This window comes from Kocuria sp. BT304, assembly GCF_003290245.1.
Taxonomy (GTDB): domain Bacteria; phylum Actinomycetota; class Actinomycetes; order Actinomycetales; family Micrococcaceae; genus Kocuria; species Kocuria rhizophila_A.
The window spans coordinates 1472287-1489310 of the sequence record NZ_CP030039.1; the positions used below are offsets into that span (position 1 = coordinate 1472287).

Annotated in this window: 14 protein-coding genes; 11 read left to right on the top strand and 3 right to left on the bottom strand. The window is 70.6% G+C overall.

All coding sequences use genetic code 11. The annotated features are described in order from the left end of the window. Window positions 1-49: 49 nt before the first annotated feature. The 11 genes from uvrA (at window position 50) to secG (ending at window position 13485) form a co-directional block, all read left to right on the top strand. On the top strand, window positions 50-3055 hold the full coding sequence (uvrA, locus tag DNL27_RS06585) for an excinuclease ABC subunit UvrA (RefSeq protein WP_112235062.1): 3006 nt from the start codon (window positions 50-52) through the stop codon (window positions 3053-3055). Beyond that, window positions 3052-3741, top strand: coding sequence for an HAD hydrolase-like protein (locus DNL27_RS06590; RefSeq protein WP_112235063.1), 690 nt, complete (start codon window positions 3052-3054; stop codon window positions 3739-3741). The genes uvrA and DNL27_RS06590 overlap by 4 nt, the downstream gene beginning before the upstream one ends. A 12-nt stretch (window positions 3742-3753) precedes the next feature. Beyond that, entirely contained in the window at window positions 3754-4449 is a 696-nt protein-coding gene (locus tag DNL27_RS06595) for a 1-acyl-sn-glycerol-3-phosphate acyltransferase (RefSeq protein WP_112235064.1), read from the top strand. Next, entirely contained in the window at window positions 4442-6511 is a 2070-nt protein-coding gene (gene uvrC / locus DNL27_RS06600; RefSeq protein WP_112235065.1) for an excinuclease ABC subunit UvrC, read from the top strand. Before DNL27_RS06595 ends, uvrC begins: the two co-directional genes overlap by 8 nt. 58 nt (window positions 6512-6569) lie before the next feature. Further along, window positions 6570-7484 (top strand): RNase adapter RapZ, encoded by a 915-nt coding sequence (gene rapZ / locus DNL27_RS06605; protein WP_012398275.1) that lies wholly within the window; start codon window positions 6570-6572, stop codon window positions 7482-7484. A gap of 27 nt (window positions 7485-7511) precedes the next feature. Further along, window positions 7512-8585 carry a uridine diphosphate-N-acetylglucosamine-binding protein YvcK gene (gene yvcK / locus DNL27_RS06610; RefSeq protein ID WP_112235066.1) on the top strand — a complete coding sequence of 358 codons (1074 nt, stop codon included), beginning with the start codon at window positions 7512-7514 and terminating at the stop codon, window positions 8583-8585. Window positions 8586-8630: 45 nt separating this feature from the next. Then, window positions 8631-9623 (top strand): DNA-binding protein WhiA, encoded by a 993-nt coding sequence (gene whiA / locus DNL27_RS06615; RefSeq protein ID WP_012398277.1) that lies wholly within the window; start codon window positions 8631-8633, stop codon window positions 9621-9623. Between the two features lie 235 nt (window positions 9624-9858). Beyond that, the gene (gene gap / locus DNL27_RS06620; protein ID WP_012398278.1) at window positions 9859-10866 is read left to right on the top strand and encodes a type I glyceraldehyde-3-phosphate dehydrogenase; all 1008 of its coding nucleotides are present in this window, start codon (window positions 9859-9861) and stop codon (window positions 10864-10866) included. Between the two features lie 86 nt (window positions 10867-10952). Beyond that, entirely contained in the window at window positions 10953-12176 is a 1224-nt protein-coding gene (pgk, locus tag DNL27_RS06625) for a phosphoglycerate kinase (protein WP_112235067.1), read from the top strand. A gap of 36 nt (window positions 12177-12212) precedes the next feature. Then, window positions 12213-13028 (top strand): triose-phosphate isomerase, encoded by an 816-nt coding sequence (tpiA, locus tag DNL27_RS06630; RefSeq protein ID WP_112235068.1) that lies wholly within the window; start codon window positions 12213-12215, stop codon window positions 13026-13028. A 202-nt stretch (window positions 13029-13230) separates the two neighbouring features. Further along, the gene (secG, locus tag DNL27_RS06635) at window positions 13231-13485 is read left to right on the top strand and encodes a preprotein translocase subunit SecG (protein WP_041297353.1); all 255 of its coding nucleotides are present in this window, start codon (window positions 13231-13233) and stop codon (window positions 13483-13485) included. Window positions 13486-13651: 166 nt separating this feature from the next. On the opposite strand, the gene pgl is transcribed toward secG, so the two are convergent. The 3 genes from pgl to zwf are packed head-to-tail and all read right to left on the bottom strand — an operon-like array spanning window position 13652 to window position 17012. Beyond that, on the bottom strand, window positions 13652-14440 hold the full coding sequence (pgl, locus tag DNL27_RS06640; protein WP_112235069.1) for a 6-phosphogluconolactonase: 789 nt from the start codon (window positions 14438-14440) through the stop codon (window positions 13652-13654). Beyond that, on the bottom strand, window positions 14437-15483 hold the full coding sequence (locus tag DNL27_RS06645; RefSeq protein WP_081431592.1) for a glucose-6-phosphate dehydrogenase assembly protein OpcA: 1047 nt from the start codon (window positions 15481-15483) through the stop codon (window positions 14437-14439). The genes pgl and DNL27_RS06645 overlap by 4 nt, the downstream gene beginning before the upstream one ends. Then, complete coding sequence (gene zwf / locus DNL27_RS06650; RefSeq protein ID WP_204360282.1) at window positions 15480-17012, bottom strand: glucose-6-phosphate dehydrogenase; 1533 nt, start codon at window positions 17010-17012, stop codon at window positions 15480-15482. Before zwf ends, DNL27_RS06645 begins: the two co-directional genes overlap by 4 nt. Between the last annotated feature and the right edge of the window lie 12 nt (window positions 17013-17024).

The following is a 17024-nucleotide window of genomic DNA, read 5'->3' on the forward strand; positions in this document are numbered from 1 at the left end:
CGTGTCAGAGCGAACCCACGAAACCTCCAGCGACCGCCAGTCCAGCTCCGTGCTCGCGGAGCGGACCGCGCACGAACACGCCCCGAAGACCCGCGCGTCCGGTGTCTCGGACCTCACCGAGATCGTGGTGCAGGGCGCCCGGGAGCACAACCTCAAGAACGTGGACCTCACCATCCCGCGGGACTCCATGGTGGTGTTCACGGGGCTCTCCGGCTCCGGGAAGTCCTCGCTCGCGTTCGACACCATCTTCGCGGAGGGCCAGCGCCGCTACGTCGAGTCGCTGTCCTCGTACGCGCGCATGTTCCTGGGCCGGGTGGACAAGCCGGACGTCGACTTCATCGAGGGACTCTCCCCGGCGGTGTCCATCGACCAGAAGTCCACCTCCCGCAACCCGCGCTCCACCGTGGGCACCATCACCGAGATCTACGACTACATGCGCCTGCTGTGGGCGCGCATCGGCCGCGCGCACTGCCCGGTGTGCGGGGAGCCCATCACCCGGCAGACGCCGCAGCAGATCGTGGACCAGCTGCTGGAGCTGCCCGAGCGCACCCGCTTCATGGTGCTCGCCCCCGTGGTCAAGGGCCGCAAGGGGGAGTTCCAGGACCTCTTCCAGCAGCTGAGCCAGCAGGGCTACGCGCGCGCCGTGGTGGACGGCGAGACCGTGCAGCTCGAGGACGCCCCCAAGCTCAAGAAGCAGTACAAGCACACCATCGACGTGGTGGTGGACCGCCTCACGGCCAAGCCGGACGCGCGCCAGCGCCTCACGGACTCCGTGGAGACCGCCCTGAACCTCGCGGACGGCCGCGTGGTCGTGGAGCTCGTGACCCGCGAGGGCGAGCAGTCCCCGTGGCAGGACGTCCGGCGCACGTTCTCCGAGCACCTCGCGTGCCCCAACGAGCACGAGCTGCAGAGCGACGAGATCGAGCCCCGCTCCTTCTCCTTCAACGCCCCGTTCGGCGCGTGCCCCGAGTGCGACGGCATCGGCTCGCGGCTGGAGGTGGACGAGGACCTCGTGGTGCCCAACCCGGACCTCTCCCTCGTGGAGGGCGCGATCGCCCCGTGGTCCCTCGGCAAGGCCACCAGCGAGTACTGGAACCGGCTGCTCGCCGGCCTCGGCAAGGAAGTCGGCTTCGACATGGTCACGCCGTGGAAGGACCTCCCCGCCAAGGCGCGCCGCGCCGTGCTCGAGGGCAAGGACTACAAGGTCACGGTGGCCTACCGCAACCGCTGGGGCCGCGAACGCAAGTACTCGCAGGGCTTCGAGGGCGTGTACGGCTACATCAAACGCAAGCACGAGGAGACCGAGTCCGACCACGCCAAGGACCGCTACGAGCAGTACATGCGCCAGGTGGCGTGCCCGGCGTGCGGCGGGGCCCGGCTGAACCCCACGATCCTCGGGGTCACCGTGGGCGGGAAGAACATCGCCGAGGCCACCCGCCTGCCCATGCGGGACTCGCTGACCTTCTTCGAGCAGTTGGAGCTCAGCGAGCGGGACGCCACGATCGGCGACCAGGTGCTCAAGGAGATCGTCGCGCGGCTGACGTTCCTGATCGACGTGGGCCTGGACTACCTCAACCTGGAACGGGCGGCGGCCACGCTCTCCGGCGGTGAGGCCCAGCGGATCCGGCTGGCCACCCAGATCGGCGCGGGACTCGTGGGCGTGCTCTACGTGCTCGACGAGCCGTCCATCGGGCTGCACCAGCGCGACAACCGCCGGCTCATCGACACCCTGCTGCGGCTGCGGGACATGGGTAACACCCTGATCGTGGTCGAGCACGACGAGGACACCATGCGCGAGGCGGACTGGATCGTGGATGTGGGCCCGGGCGCCGGCGTCCACGGCGGGGACGTGGTGCACTCCGGCACCTACGACCAGCTGCTCGAGAACCGCGAGTCGATCACGGCGGACTACCTCACCGGCCGCAAGCTCATCGAGGTCCCGGCCACCCGCCGCCCGGTGGACAAGAAGCGGAAGCTGACCGTGGTGGGAGCCCGGGAGAACAACCTCCAGAACCTCACGGTCGACTTCCCGCTGGGTGTGTTCGTGGCGGTCACGGGTGTGTCCGGCTCGGGCAAGTCCACGCTCGTGAACGACATCCTCTACACGAGCCTGGCCAACCAGCTCAACGGCGCCAAGCAGGTCCCCGGGCGGCACCGGCGCATCGACGGTCTGGAGCACCTGGACAAGGTGGTGCACGTGGACCAGAGCCCCATCGGGCGCACGCCGCGCTCGAACCCGGCCACGTACACCGGCGTGTTCGACCGCATCCGCAAGCTGTTCGCCGAGACCCAGGAGGCCAAGGTCCGCGGCTACCAGCAGGGCCGGTTCTCCTTCAACGTCAAGGGCGGGCGCTGCGAGGCGTGCTCCGGTGACGGCACCCTCAAGATCGAGATGAACTTCCTGCCGGATGTCTACGTCCCGTGCGAGGTGTGCAAGGGGGCCCGCTACAACAGGGAAACCCTGGAGGTGCACTACAAGGGCAAGAACATCGCCGAGGTGCTGGACATGCCCATCGAGGAGGCGGCCGAGTTCTTCGCCCCGTTCACGGCGATCGCGCGCTACCTCACCACGCTCGTGGAGGTGGGTCTGGGCTACGTGCGACTCGGGCAGCCGGCCACCACGCTCTCCGGCGGTGAGGCCCAGCGGGTCAAGCTCGCCGCGGAGCTGCAGAAGCGCTCCAACGGGCGCACCGTGTACGTGCTGGACGAGCCCACCACGGGTCTGCACTTCGAGGACATCCGCAAGCTGCTGATGGTGCTGCAGAGCCTCGTGGACAAGGGCAACAGCGTGATGACCATCGAGCACAACCTGGACGTGGTGAAGTCCGCGGACTGGATCGTGGATCTCGGTCCCAACGGCGGCTCGGGTGGCGGCACGGTCGTGGCCGAGGGCACGCCGGAACAGGTCGCGCAGAACCCGGAGAGCTTCACCGGCCAGTTCCTCCGGGAGGTCCTGGAGAACTCCGCGGCCCGCGAGGCCGCCCACCGGGCCGGTTCCCCGGTACCCGCAGCGGTCGCCGCGGGGCGCAGCGGGTCCGCCGGGGCGTCGTCGTGAACGGTCAGCGTCCCGTGGTGCTGTGGGACCTGGACGGCACCGTCCTGGACCCGGCTGGCGCCATCACGGAGGGCATCGCCGAAGCCCTGTGGGCGTGCGGCTTCGAGGCCCCGGAGAACCTCGACCGGTTCGTGGGACCGCCCATCGGCGAGTCCCTGCGGCGGTTCACGGACGTCCCCGAGGACCAGATCGCCCAGGTGGTCAGCGTCTACCGGGCCGGGTATCTCACCGAGGGGCTCGAGCGCACCACCGTGTACCCCGGAATTCTCGAGGTCCTGCAGTCCCTGCGGGAGCGCGGCGTCCGTCAGGCCGTGGCCACCCAGAAGCCGGAGCACATTGCGCTGGAGGTGGTCGAGCGCTTCGAGCTCGATAGGTTCTTCGACACGGTCAGCGGCGCCGCCGACGACCTCGCGCCGCCCGGTGGCGGGGCGGACCGGCTCCACGACAAGCCCGCCATCATCGCCGAGGCCCTGCGGCGGCTGGGCGCGCTGCCCCCGGACCCCGCGCGCACCGTGATGGTCGGGGACCGCAGCTACGACGTCGAGGGCGCCCGCAGCCAGGGGATCGACTGCGTGGGAGCGTGCTGGGGCTTCGCCCAGCCCGGAGAGCTGGACACCGGGTGCGCCGCGCTCGCCCGTGAGCCCGGTGATTTGGCACACTTGCTCAGTCGGTACACGGACCAGTAGGGAGCGGCGGCAATGATCACCAAGTACGACCTGACCAAGGCCACGGTGGCCCGCGCCCTGCGCATGCTGTGCCGCCCGGTGGTCTCGGGCCTGGACCGGCTGCCCGAGACCGGGCCCGTGATCATCGCGTCCAACCACCTCTCCTTCCTGGACTCCGTGATCATCTCGGCGTTCATGCCGCGCCGGGTGAAGTTCATCGCCAAGGCCGAGTACGTCAACAGCCCCGGGATCAAGGGCCGGTTCATGCGCGAGGCGTTCGAGTTCATCGACATCATCCCCGTGACCCGCGGCCAGCAGAGCGAGTCGGTGGCCGCACTGGACCCGGCCGTCGAGCACCTGGAGAACGGCAACGTGTTCGGCATCTACCCGGAGGGCACCCGCTCCCGGGATGGCTACCTGTACCGCGGCCACTCCGGGGTGGCCTACCTGGCCTTCAAGACCGGGGCACCCGTGGTCCCCGTGGGACTCATCGGGACCCAGCGGCTGCAGCCGCCGGGGGCCACCATGATCCGCCCGGCCAAGTTCGAGATGCACGTGGGGGAGCCCATCATGGTCCCCGGCGCGGGCCCCGGGCAGCGCCAGACCGGCAAGATGCGCAAGGACCTCGTGGAGTACCTCATGACCACCATCGCCGGGCTCTCCGGCCAGCCGCTCAAGGACGCCTACAACGTGTCCCCGTCCGCGGAGAAGGACCTGGGGCGTGGCTGATCCGGCGAGCTACAAGCCGGCCCGTCAGGACATCCCCACCAATCCGGGGGTCTACCGCTTCCGGGACGAGCACGGCCGCGTCATCTACGTGGGCAAGGCCAAGAACCTGCGGAACAGGGTCTCCTCCTACTTCGCGCCCCTGCACCAGCTGGCACCCAAGACCCGCGCCATGGTCACCACCGCGGCTGCGGTGCAGTGGACCGTGGTGGGCTCCGAGTTCGAGTCCCTCCAGCTCGAGTACACGTGGATCAAGGAGTTCGCCCCCCGGTTCAACATCGCCTACCGGGACGACAAGTCCTACCCGTACCTCGCGGTCACCATGTCCGAGGACGTTCCCCGGGCCATGGTCACGCGCGGCGAGAAGAAGCCCGGCAACCGCTACTTCGGCCCCTACTCCCAGGCGTGGGCCATCCGCGACACCCTGGACGCCCTGCTGCGGGTGTTTCCCGTGCGCACGTGCACCACGGGGGTGTACCAGCGCGCCGAGCGCAGCGGCCGGCCGTGCCTGCTGGGCTACATCGACAAGTGCTCCGCCCCGTGCGTGGGCAACATCTCGCAGGAGGAGCACCGCGAGCTCGCGGACGACCTCTGCCGCTTCATGGCGGGCCACGCCAAGCCGTACATCCGCGAGCTGACCCGGCAGATGAACGAGGCCGCCGAGTGCATGGACTTCGAGACCGCGGCCGCACGCCGCGACGACGTGGGTGCGCTGGAACGGGTCTTCGAGCGCAACACCGTGGTGCTCACGGACTCCACGGACGCGGACTTCTTCGCGATCGCCGAGGACGAGCTCGAGGCGGCCGTGCAGGTCTTCCACGTGCGCGGCGGGCGCATCCGCGGCCAGCGCGGCTGGATCACGGAGAAGGTCGAGGACGTCACCACGGCGCAGCTGATGACCAACCTGCTCCAGCAGGTCTACGGCGAGGCGCAGTCCGGACTGGCCCCGGCGGCGTCGGGCCGCAGGAGGACCGCACGCCACGGCAGCGAGGACGTGGTGGGCCAGCACCGGCGCACGTCCGAGCTCGCGTACCGACAGGACACCATCCCGCGCGCGGTGCACGTGAGCGTGCTGCCGGACGAGGCGGACGAGATCCGGGCCTGGCTCAGCGAGCTGCGTGGCTCCCAGGTAACCGTCCAGCGCCCGCAGCGCGGGGACAAGGCCCAGCTGCTCGAGACGGTGGCCGAGAACGCCCGGCAGGCGCTGACCCTGCACAAGTCCCGCCGGGCCGGGGACCTCACCACGCGTTCGGCCTCACTGCAGCAGCTGCAGGAGGCGCTCGGGCTGCCGGATGCACTCATGCGCATCGAGTGCTACGACATCTCCCACGTGCAGGGCACCAACGTGGTGGCGTCCATGGTGGTGTTCGAGGACGGGCTGCCGCGCAAGTCCGAGTACCGCAAGTTCTCGATCACCGGGGACGCCGCCCGGGACGACACCGCCTCGATGTACGACGTGATCCACCGCAGGTTCTCCCGCCACGTGGAGCAGCAGCGCCGCGCCGCCGAGAAGGGCGTGAGCACGGGGGAGGTGGCCGGCGACGACGACGAGGGCACCACCCGGGCCTTCGCGTACCCGCCCAACCTGGTGATCGTGGACGGCGGTCCGCCCCAGGTGGCCGCGGCGCAGCGCGCCCTGGACGACCTCCGGGTCACGGACGTGCACGTGGTGGGCCTGGCCAAGCGCCTGGAGGAGGTGTGGGTGCCCGACGACGAGTTCCCCGTGATCCTGCCGCGCGCCTCCGAGGGCCTGTTCCTCATGCAGCGCGTGCGCGACGAGGCCCACCGCTTCGCGATCACCTTCCACCGGCAGAAGCGCTCCAAGGCCATGACCGTCTCCGCGCTGGACGAGGTCCCCGGGCTCGGGCCGGCCAAGCAGAAGGCGCTGCTGAAGCACTTCGGCTCCGTCAAGAAGCTGCGCGCGGCCACCGCCGAGCAGATCCTGGAGGTCAAGGGCTTCGGACCGGCCCTGGCCGTGAAGGTGGCGCAGGCGCTGGGAGGGGAGGCGGCGGCGTCGTCGACCGCCCCGGCGGTGGACACCGGAACGGGCGAACTGCTCGACTGAATCTGGTCTACCCTGAAGGGGAACCTTGCAGTCGGTAGATCAGGCGGTCCGTCAGACCATGAGCACCCCACCACCGGATGCCGCGCCCACGCTGGAGCCGGTGAAGCCCCCCACGGCCGAGCTGCTGATCGTCACCGGGATGTCCGGCGCGGGCCGCTCCACGGCGGCCAACGCCCTGGAGGACCTCGGGTGGTACGTGGTGGACAACCTCCCGCCGCAGATGCTCGGGACCCTCGCCGACCTCGCCTCGCGCACCCCGCAGAGCCTGCCCAAGCTGGCCGTGGTGATCGACGTCCGCGGCAAGGCGCTGTTCAACGACATGAAGGAGACCCTGGCCGCGCTCGAGCACTCCGGTGTGGAGTTCTCGGTGCTGTTCCTGGAGGCCTCGGACGAGGTGCTGGTCTCCCGCTACGAGCTCCAGCGCAGACCCCACCCGTTGCAGGCCGGGGGGCGGATCCTGGACGGCATCCGGGCCGAGCGCGAGCTGCTGAAGGACCTGCGCGAGACGGCGGACTCGGTGCTGGACACCACGTCCTTCAACGTCCACGCGCTGACCCGGGCCGTCGCGGACATGTTCTCCACGAGCGGGCCGGTGGTGCTGCGGCTGACCGTGATGAGCTTCGGCTTCAAGTACGGGGTCCCCGCGGACGCCAACTTCGTGGCGGACGTGCGCTTCATCCCCAATCCGCACTGGGTCCCCGCGCTGCGCCCCCGCACGGGCAAGGATCCCGAGGTGCGGGACTACGTCTTCGCCACGGACGGCGCCCAGACCTTCGTGGACCGCTTCGTGTCCATGCTCGAACCGGTGTTCGCGGGCTACCGCACCGAGAGCAAGCACTACGCGACCATCGCGATCGGCTGCACGGGGGGCAAGCACCGCTCGGTGGCCATCACCGAGGAGGTCGCGCGGCGGCTGAGCAAGTCCCCGCGCGTGACCGTGAACCTCCAGCACCGTGACATGGGCCGCGAGTAGCCCGGACCCCCAGACCCTACGGAAACCATGAGCTCATTCCCCACCACCGGCGCGCTGCCTCGGCTGCCGCTGAGCAGCCGGCGCGACGTCGACCCGTACCACTCCCTGGACCCCCGCGCCCGCGACGGCCTCACCGACGCGGACTCGGTGGTCGCCCTGGGCGGCGGCCACGGCCTCTCCGCGAGCCTGTCCGCCCTGCGCCTGCTGGCGCCGGCACTGACCGCGGTGGTCACGGTCGCCGACGACGGCGGCTCGTCCGGGCGGCTGCGCGACGACCTCGGCGTGCCGCCCCCCGGCGACCTGCGGATGGCCCTGGCCGCGCTGTGCGACGACTCCCAGTGGGGGCGCACGTGGAGCGACGTGATGCAGCACCGCTTCAGCGTCAAGGCCCACCCGGACGAGGGGCTCGACAACCACGCCCTGGGCAACCTGCTGATCGTCACACTGTGGGAGCTGCTGGGTGATCCCGTCGAGGGCCTGCGGTGGGCCGGGGCGCTGCTCGGGGCCCGCGGCCAGGTGCTGCCCATGAGCTGCGTGCCGCTCGTGATCGAGGGGGACGTCTCCCCGGGCAGCAGCCCCACGGTCGCGTGCCCGCCCGAGTCCGTGACCCGCACCGTCACGGGGCAGTCCCGCCTGGCCAAGGAGGCGGACGTGTGCAACGTGCGGCTCTCGCCGTCCCAGGCCCCGGCCTGCCCGGAGGCCCTCACGGCCATCGAGGAGGCCGCGTGGGTGGTGCTGGGCCCGGGGTCCTGGCACACCTCCGTGCTGCCGCACCTGCTGCTGCCCCAGCTGCGGGACGCCATCTGCGCCTCGCCCGCCAAGCGGCTGGTCACGCTGAACCTCTCGCGGGACTCGGAGACCCTGAGCATGGGCTCGGGGGACCAGCTGCGGGTGCTCAAGCGCTACGCCCCGGAGCTGCGCCTCGACGTAGTGCTCGCGGACCCGTCCGCCGCGGAGTCCCCCAAGGACGTCGAGGCGGCGGCCGCCCAGCTCGGCGCCGTGGTGCACTGGGACTCGCTGCGGGACAAGGACGGCAGCTCCGTGCACAACCCCTTCAAACTGGCCGCGGCCTACCAGCAGATCATGAACGCGGAGCGCTGAGCGCCCCGAGCGCCCGCCCGCCCGTACGCAAGGAGATCGACGTCTATGGCATTGACCGCCTCGGTCAAGGAAGAACTCGCCCACCTGCAGGTCCGCAAGTCCGCGGTGCGCGCGGCGGAGCTGTCCGCGCTGCTGCGCTTCGCGGGGGGACTGCACATCGTGGCGGGGCGGATCGTGGTGGAGGCGGAGCTCGACACCGAGTCCGTGGCGCGCCGAGCGGTGCGCACCGTGGGGGAGGTCTTCGGCCACGAGTGCGAGCTCGGCGTGATGAGCGGTGGCGGGCTGCGTCGCGAGCCCACGTGGGTGGTGCGCGTCGCCCGTGACGGTGAGGCCCTCGCGCGGCGCACCGGTCTGCTGGACGCGCACGGGCGCCCCGTGCGGGGACTGCCGCCCACCGTGGTCAACGGCAGCGTGGACGAGTCGGCCGCGGTGATCCGCGGGGCGTTCCTGGCCCACGGCTCCCTCACCGAGCCCGGCCGTGCCGCGGCCATGGAGTTCACGTGCCCCGGCCCGGAGGCCGCCCTCGCGCTCGTGGGATCCGCCCGCCGCCTCGACGTGCTGGCCAAAGCCCGCCAGGTGCGCGGCGTGGACCGGGTGGTGGTGCGCGACGGCGACACGATCGCCGCGCTGCTGACCCGGCTGGGCGCACACCGGGCGCTGCTGCAGTGGGAGGACCGGCGCATGCGCAAGGAGGTCCGCGCCACTGCCAACCGGCTCGCCAACTTCGACGACGCGAACCTGCGCCGCTCCGCCCAGGCGGCCGTGACGGCCGGCGCCAAGGTGGAGCGCGCCCTCGACATCCTGGGCGACGAGGCCCCCGAGCACCTGCGGGCCGCGGGCCGGCTGCGCGTGGCCAACAAGCAGGCGAGCCTCGACGAGCTCGGGCGGCTGTCCGATCCGCCGCTGACCAAGGACGCGATCGCCGGGCGGATCCGGCGGCTGCTGGCCATGGCCGACCGCCGGGCCGAGGAGCTGGGGATCGCCACCACCACCGAGTTCGCGGCCCAGGCCGGAGGGGCGCAGGCGCGGGCCCACTAGCACGGGCCGGTGAACCCCGCATGAATGTTGGTTCATGTGGGGTTTGCGCCAGCTGTGTCGCAGTTGCCCCCCGCCACTGTTCCCGGGGCATGAATCCCGCTAGAATGAACACGGAAGAGCAGGTGGACCCCGGGTCGTCACCGCACTTCGGGTGTGGGATTTATGCCGATTGGTTTTGATCCCACATCCGGACGGGCCGGAGTGCACCGCACACCCACTCGCAGAGGAGATTGCAGTGACAGTCAAGGTTGCCATCAACGGATTCGGACGCATCGGTCGTTGCTTCGCACGGGCCCTGTACACCCACCACGGCCACGACATCGAGCTGGTGGCCGTCAACGACCTCACCGCTCCCGAAACCCTCAAGCACCTGTTCGAGTTCGACTCCGTGATGGGCCGTCTGGGCTCCGAGGTGAGCCTCGACGGGGACGTCATGTCCGTGGACGGCCACCAGGTGAAGTTCTTCGCCGAGGCGGACCCCTCCAAGCTGCCGTGGGGCGAGCTGGGCGTGGACATCGTGGTCGAGTCCACCGGCAAGTTCACCACCGGCCCCAAGATGCAGGCCCACCTGGACGCCGGTGCCAAGAAGGTCGTGCTCTCCGCCCCGGGCAAGGAGGTGGAGGGCACCTTCGTGTACGGCGTGAACCACGAGTCCTACGACCCCGCCACCATGAACCTGGTGTCCGCGGCCTCCTGCACCACCAACTGCCTGGCCCCGCTGGCCAAGGTGATCAACGACGAGTTCGGCATCGAGCGCGGCCTGATGACCACCATCCACGCCTACACCGGTGACCAGCGCCTGCACGACGCCCCGCACAAGGACCTGCGTCGCGCCCGCGCCGCGGCCCTGAGCATGATCCCCACCACCACCGGCGCCGCCGCGGCCGTGGGTCTGGTGCTCCCCGAGCTCAAGGGCAAGCTGGACGGCTTCGCCGTGCGCGTGCCGGTTCCCACGGGCTCCCTCGTGGACCTCACCGTGGACGTGCGCGAGGACGTTACCGTCGAGTCCGTCAACGCCGCCGTGAAGAAGGCCGCCGAGGGCGACTTCAAGGGCATCATCGAGTACTCCGAGGAGGCGCTGGTCTCCAAGGACATCGAGGGCTACGACGTCTCCACCGTGTTCGACGCGCCGCTGACCAAGGTGATCGACAACCAGGTCAAGGTCATCGCGTGGTACGACAACGAGTGGGGCTACACCATCCGGCTCGTGGACTTCGTGTCCTACGTAGCCGATAAGCTCTGAGACAGACCGCTCAGTGGCGCCGGTGCCCCAGGGCGTCGGCGCCATTGTCATCGGTACGTGTTCACCACAGGGAAGGGATGACAGACATGGCCAAGTCACTGGACGATCTCATTGCGGAGGGCGTCGCGGGACGCCGCGTGCTCGTGCGCTCGGACCTCAACGTGCCGCTGGACGGCTCCACCGTGACCGACGACGGTCGCGTGCGGGCCTCGCTGCCGGTGCTCGAGAAGCTCGCCCGCGCCGGAGCGCGCGTCATCGTCATGGCCCACCTCGGCCGCCCCAAGGGCACCGTGGACCCCAAGTACTCCATCAAGCCTGCCGCCGACCGGCTGGCGGAGCTCTCCGAGGCGCCCGTGGTCGTGGCCACCGACGTCGTGGGCGAGGACGCCCGGGCCAAGGCCGATGCACTGCAGGACGGGCAGGTCCTCGTGCTCGAGAACGTGCGCTACGACCCGCGCGAGACCTCCAAGGACGACGCCGAGCGGGAGGCCTTCGCGCGCGAGCTCGCCGCCCTCACGGGGGAGGACGGCGCGTACGTGGACGACGCCTTCGGCGCCGTGCACCGCAAGCACGCCTCGGTGTACGACATCGCCCACGTGCTGCCCGGCTACCTGGGGGATCTCGTGAAGACCGAGGTGGACGTGCTCAACAAGGTCATCACCGACCCCGAGCGCCCGTTCGTGGTGGTCATGGGCGGGTCCAAGGTCTCCGACAAGCTGGCCGTGATCGAGAACCTCATCGGCAAGGCGGACCAGCTGCTGATCGGCGGCGGCATGGTCTTCACCTTCCTCGCTGCCCAGGGCCACGCCGTGGGCTCGTCGCTGCTGGAGCAGGACCAGATCGAGACGGTCAAGGGCTACCTGGACCGCGCCGAGAGCGCCGGCACCGAGATCGTGCTGCCGGTCGACGTCGTCTACGCCTCCCGGTTCGCGGAGGACGCCGAGCACGAGGTGCGCCCCGTGGACGACATCGAGGGCGGGACGATCGGCGACTCCGGGCTGGGCCTGGACATCGGCCCCGAGTCCGCGAAGATCTTCGCCGACGCCATCTCCCGGGCGCGCACGGTGTTCTGGAACGGTCCGGTGGGCGTGTTCGAGATGGCGGCGTTCGCCGGCGGCACCAAGGCCGTCGCGGAGGCCCTCGCCACCTCGGACGCCATGAGCGTGATCGGCGGCGGCGACTCCGCCTCCGCGGTGCGCAACCTGGGGTACCAGGACTCCCAGTTCGGCCACATCTCCACCGGTGGCGGAGCGTCCCTCGAGTTCATCGAGGGCAAGGAGCTGCCCGGCGTCGTCGCGCTGGGCGCCTGAACCCCCGACCCACCCTCCGAGCGAAGGAGAACGAGCATGACCACCCAGACCAACGGTGCGTTCGACCGCACGCCCCTGATCGCGGGCAACTGGAAGATGAACATGGACCACACGCAGGGCATCGCCCTGCTGCAGAAGCTCGCGTGGACCCTCAAGGACGCCAAGCACGACTTCTCCCGCGTGGAGGTGGCCGTGTTCCCGCCGTTCACGGACCTGCGCTCGGTGCAGTCGCTCGTGGAGGGGGACGGTCTGTCCATCCGCTACGGCGCGCAGGACCTCTCGGACCAGGACTCCGGCGCGTACACCGGTGACGTCTCCGGCCAGTTCCTGGCCAAGCTGGGGTGCACCTACGCGCTCGTGGGGCACTCGGAGCGGCGCGCCATCCACGACGAGACGGACGAAGTGTGCCGCGACAAGATCCGTGCGGCGCTGCGCCACGGCCTCACGCCCGTGCTGTGCGTGGGCGAGGGCCTGGACGAGCGCCAGGCCGGGCGCCACGTGGAGTACACCCTGAACCAGCTGCGGGGAAGCCTCGCGGAGCTCTCCGAGGGCGAGCTGCAGGGTCTCGTGGTGGCCTACGAGCCCGTGTGGGCCATCGGCACCGGGGAGGTGGCCGGGCCGGAGGACGCCCAGGAGATGTGCCACGCCATCCGTGACGAGCTCACCTCGCTGTACAGCGGGGACTTCGCGGCCGCCACGCGCATCCTGTACGGCGGCTCGGTGAAGTCCTCCAACGTGGCATCCATCCTCTCGGGCGCGGACGTGGACGGCGCCCTGGTGGGCGGGGCCAGCCTCGACGCCGAGGAGTTCGCCAAGATCGCCCGCTTCGAGCAGCACCTCGTCACCGGCTGAGCACGGCTCCACCCCCGGGGTCCGGGGGGTGCAGCACACCTTCCGGACCCGTGGCGGACCGGGCCGGGGCGCACGCGCGGTAGAGTGGTGCGCGAATCCCGGCTCAGGGCCCGGTGCGGTGCACTCCGTGCCCGCCCCCGGAGCCCGACCTGCGGCCGTGGCGTGACACGGCCGTCCCAGACACCCCGAAGTGAGGCTATTCGTGGAGATCCTCCAGATCGCGCTGCAGGTGGTCATCGTGCTCACCAGCATCCTGTGCATCATGTTCGTCCTGCTCAACAAGGGCAAGGGCGGTGGCCTGTCGGACATGTTCGGCGGCGGCATGACGCAGTCGCTGAACACCTCCGGGGCCGCTCAGAAGAACGTGGTGCGCATCACCACGGTGCTGGCCATCGTGTGGGCCCTGTCCATCCTGTGCTACGGCCTCATGATGAGGTTCAACCCTCCCGTGGCCTGAGCCCGGCGTGGCCGGAACGACCACGGGCAGCGGCGCCCCCAGGACCGGCCACCCCCGCGCAAACAAGGCAAGAGCAAGCGCGAACAGAGCATGAACGAAGAGACCCGGACCTCAGCGGTCCGGGTCTCTTCGTTCAATTGGGGCACCCGCGCTCACGGGGCGGGGCTCACTCGCTGCCGGGTCGCGGATCCCGTGGAACGGCGGGCAGCGTGTCCTCCGTGACGAGCCACAGCGTCTCCGCGACTCCGCGCACGGCGCTTCCGGGGGCCTCCACGGGGGAGACGCCCGGCTGGCGGACGGCGGCCAGCGCGTCCGCCTTGGCGGCGCCGGCCACCAGGAGCCACACCCGTTCTGCGGAGTTCAGCGCGGGCAGGGACATGCTCACGCGGGTCGGCGGCGGCTTGGGGGAGTCGAACACCGCGAACACCGGTTCATCCGTGCGCCGCACCTCGTCCCGCCCGGGGAACAGGGAGGCGACGTGGGTGTCGGGTCCGAGACTCAGCAGCAGCAGGTCGATGTGCGGCAGGGCGCCGTCGGCACCCTCGGAAGCGGCAGCGGCCGCGAGCTCCTCGCGGTAGTCGGCGGCCGCGGCGTCGGCGGTGGCGATCTCGTCCGCGCCGGCCACCGGGTGCACCCGGTCCCACGTGAGCTCCAGGGCGGGGTTCCACGCGTCTGCCGCCTGCACGCCGTTGCGCTCCGGGTCCGTTCCGGGCAGGAAGCGCTCGTCCGACCACCACACGTTGACCCGCGACCAGTCGACCAGCGGTGCGTCCTGGTGGTGGGCGATCTCACGGATCACCCGTGTTCCCATGCTCCCGCCGGTGAGCACGACCGTGGCCTCACCACGCTCGTCCTGGGCCGCCTCGAGCACCTCGAGCGCCCGCCGGGCCGTCTCCGCAGCGAGCAGGTCCTCGTCCGCGTGGGGCACGAGCCGGGGTTCGGGCCGAGCGCTCATGCCGTGCCCCCGTCCGGGGCCTCGGTGGACTCCCCGACCACCTCGGCCGACTCGCCGGTGTCGTCGGCCACCTCCATGGCCTTGCCGAGCGTGACGGCGGTCCCCGGTTCCTCCGCGGAGCGGGTGGTGATGCGGGCACTGCCCAGTCCCCGGGTGATCACCTCTCCATAGACCTCGTCCGCGTCCAGGCGCCGCAGCTCCTCGGCCAGGCACGCATTGAGGTCCCGCACGGGCATCGCGATCTGCTGCTCGGGCTGGCCGGGCTGGGTCAGCACGGCCACGCTGCGTCCGGGGCGGTCGAGCTCGACGGCGCCGTCGTCGGTGATCAGCGCCACGCGGTCCAGGGCGCGGCGGGCGGGATCGCCCACGATCGTGGCCGGCGCGCCCAGCCGGGTCGACAGCCACACGCCGAGCAGCACCATGGACGGGGCCACGGCGACGCCCTCCAGCACGATCTCGCGCACGGTCACCGGGCCCACCTGGTCCAGCACCGCCGCCAGCTGTACGCGCCAGTTGGTGATCCGCGTCCAGGCGAGGTCGGTGTCGCCCGGCGTGTACTGCCGGGAGAGCTGGGCCAGGGACTCGAACGGCTCGTCCGCGCGGGAGGAGTCCGTGATGCGGCGGTGGGCGATGCGCCCGATCGAGCTCGCGCTCGGGTTCTGCGGGAAGTCGTGCGGCCACCACGCCACGATCGGTGCATCCGGCAGCAGCAGCGCGGAGACGAGGGTCTCGGTGGGCTCGGCGAGCTCACCGTAGCCGTGCAGCAGAATCACCTCGGAGGCGCCCGCGTCCCCGCCCATGCGCAGCTGCGCGTCCAGGCGGGTCTCCTCGGAGCCCGGGTGCGCCACGTGGACGATGATCCGGCACGGGTGCTCGTGGCTCGCGTAGTTGGCGGCCTCGACCGCCATCTCGGAGTGGCCCGCCTGGGCGAGGATCACCAGGGTGAGCACCCTCCCCAGCGTGACCACGCCGTTCTCGTCCCGCAGCTCGTTGAGCTTCTTCTCGATGCTCGCCGCGGTGGTGTTCTCCATGTCGACTATCACGGTCGCCTCCAGACGCGTCCGTCACGGGCCATCAGTTCGTGGGCGGATGCGGGACCCCACGAACCCGGTGCGTAGGGTTCGGGCGTGATCCGGTGCTCCGACCAGTACTGCTCGAACGGGTCCAGGATCTTCCAGGACAGCTCCACCTCCGAGTGGTCCGGGAACAGCGGGGGCTCTCCGAGCAGGACGTCGAAGATGAGCCTCTCGTAGGCCTCCGGGCTGGACTCCGTGAACGCGTGGCCGTAGCCGAAGTCCATGGTCACGTCGCGGATCTCCGACTGGGTGCCGGGGACCTTGGAGCCGAAGCGGATGGTGACGCCCTCGTCCGGCTGAATCCGGATCACGATGGCGTTCTGCCCGAACTCGTCGTGGTCGGTGTCCCGGAAGAGCAGGTTGGGGGACTTGCGGAACGCCACGGCGATCTCCGTGACCCGCCGGCCCAGCCGCTTGCCGGCCCGCAGGTAGAACGGCACGCCGGACCAGCGCCGGTTGTTGATGTCCACGCGCAGGGCCGCGAAGGTCTCGGTGCGGGAGTCCGCGGGGATGTCCGTCTCCTCGTGGAAGCCCTTCACGAACTCCCCGCCCTGCAGCCCGGAGGTGTACTGCCCCAGTGCGGAGTGCTGACCGAGGTCCTCGGGCAGGACCACCGACTCCAGCACCTTGGCCTTCTCCCGGCGCAGGTTGCGCGCAGAGAACGAGGCGGGCTCCTCCATGGCAGTCAGCGCGAGCAGCTGCAGCAGGTGGTTCTGGATCACGTCCCGGGCGGCACCCACGCCGTCGTAGTACCCGGCGCGGGAGCCGATCCCGATCTCCTCGGCCATGGTGATCTGCACGTGGTCCACGTAGCGGGTGTCCCACAGCGGCTCGAACATCTGGTTGGCGAAGCGCAGCGCCAGGATGTTCTGCACCGTCTCCTTGCCCAGGTAGTGGTCGACGCGGAACACGCTGTCCGCGCGGAACACGCGCTCCACGATCGCGTTGAGCTCGCGCGCGGACTCGAGGTCGTGCCCGAAAGGCTTCTCGATCACCACGCGGCGCCAGCCCGCGCAGTCGTCGCCGTCCGCGAGGTCGTGGTCCGCGAGCTGCTGGCACACGGTCTCGAACGCCTTGGGTGGGATCGAGAGGTAGAACGCGTGGTTTCCGCGCGTGCCCCGGTCCCGGTCCAGCTCATCGAGGGTCTGCGCGAGCCGGTCGTAGGCGTCGTCGTCGTCGAACTCGCCGTGCACGAAGCGCAACCCCGAGGCGAACTGGTTCCACAGGTCCTCGTTGTAGGGGGTGCGCGCGTGCTCGGTCACGTGCTCCTTGACGTACTCCGCGAACTGGGCGTCGTCCCAGTCCCGCCGCCCGAAGCCGACCAGCGAGAACGCCGGCGGCAGCAGGCTGCGGTTCGCGAGGTCGTACATCGCGGGCAGCAGCTTCTTCTTGGCGAGGTCGCCGGTCACGCCGAAGAGCACGAGGGCCGACGGCGCGGCCACGCGTGTCAGGCGCCGATCGCGCGGGTCGCGCAGGGGGTTGGTGGTCTCAGGCACGGGACTTCCTGT

Bases quoted from the DNA above. Each gene is read 5' to 3' on its own strand.
- pgk (WP_112235067.1), top strand. From the start codon at position 10,953: ATGGCCAAGTCACTGGACGATCTCATTGCGGAGGGCGTCGCGGGACGC.
- DNL27_RS06595 (WP_112235064.1), top strand. From the start codon at position 3,754: ATGATCACCAAGTACGACCTGACCAAGGCCACGGTGGCCCGCGCCCTG.
- whiA (WP_012398277.1), top strand. From the start codon at position 8,631: ATGGCATTGACCGCCTCGGTCAAGGAAGAACTCGCCCACCTGCAGGTC.
- yvcK (WP_112235066.1), top strand. From the start codon at position 7,512: ATGAGCTCATTCCCCACCACCGGCGCGCTGCCTCGGCTGCCGCTGAGC.
- rapZ (WP_012398275.1), top strand. From the start codon at position 6,570: ATGAGCACCCCACCACCGGATGCCGCGCCCACGCTGGAGCCGGTGAAG.
- tpiA (WP_112235068.1), top strand. From the start codon at position 12,213: ATGACCACCCAGACCAACGGTGCGTTCGACCGCACGCCCCTGATCGCG.
- pgl (WP_112235069.1), bottom strand. From the start codon at position 14,440: ATGAGCGCTCGGCCCGAACCCCGGCTCGTGCCCCACGCGGACGAGGAC.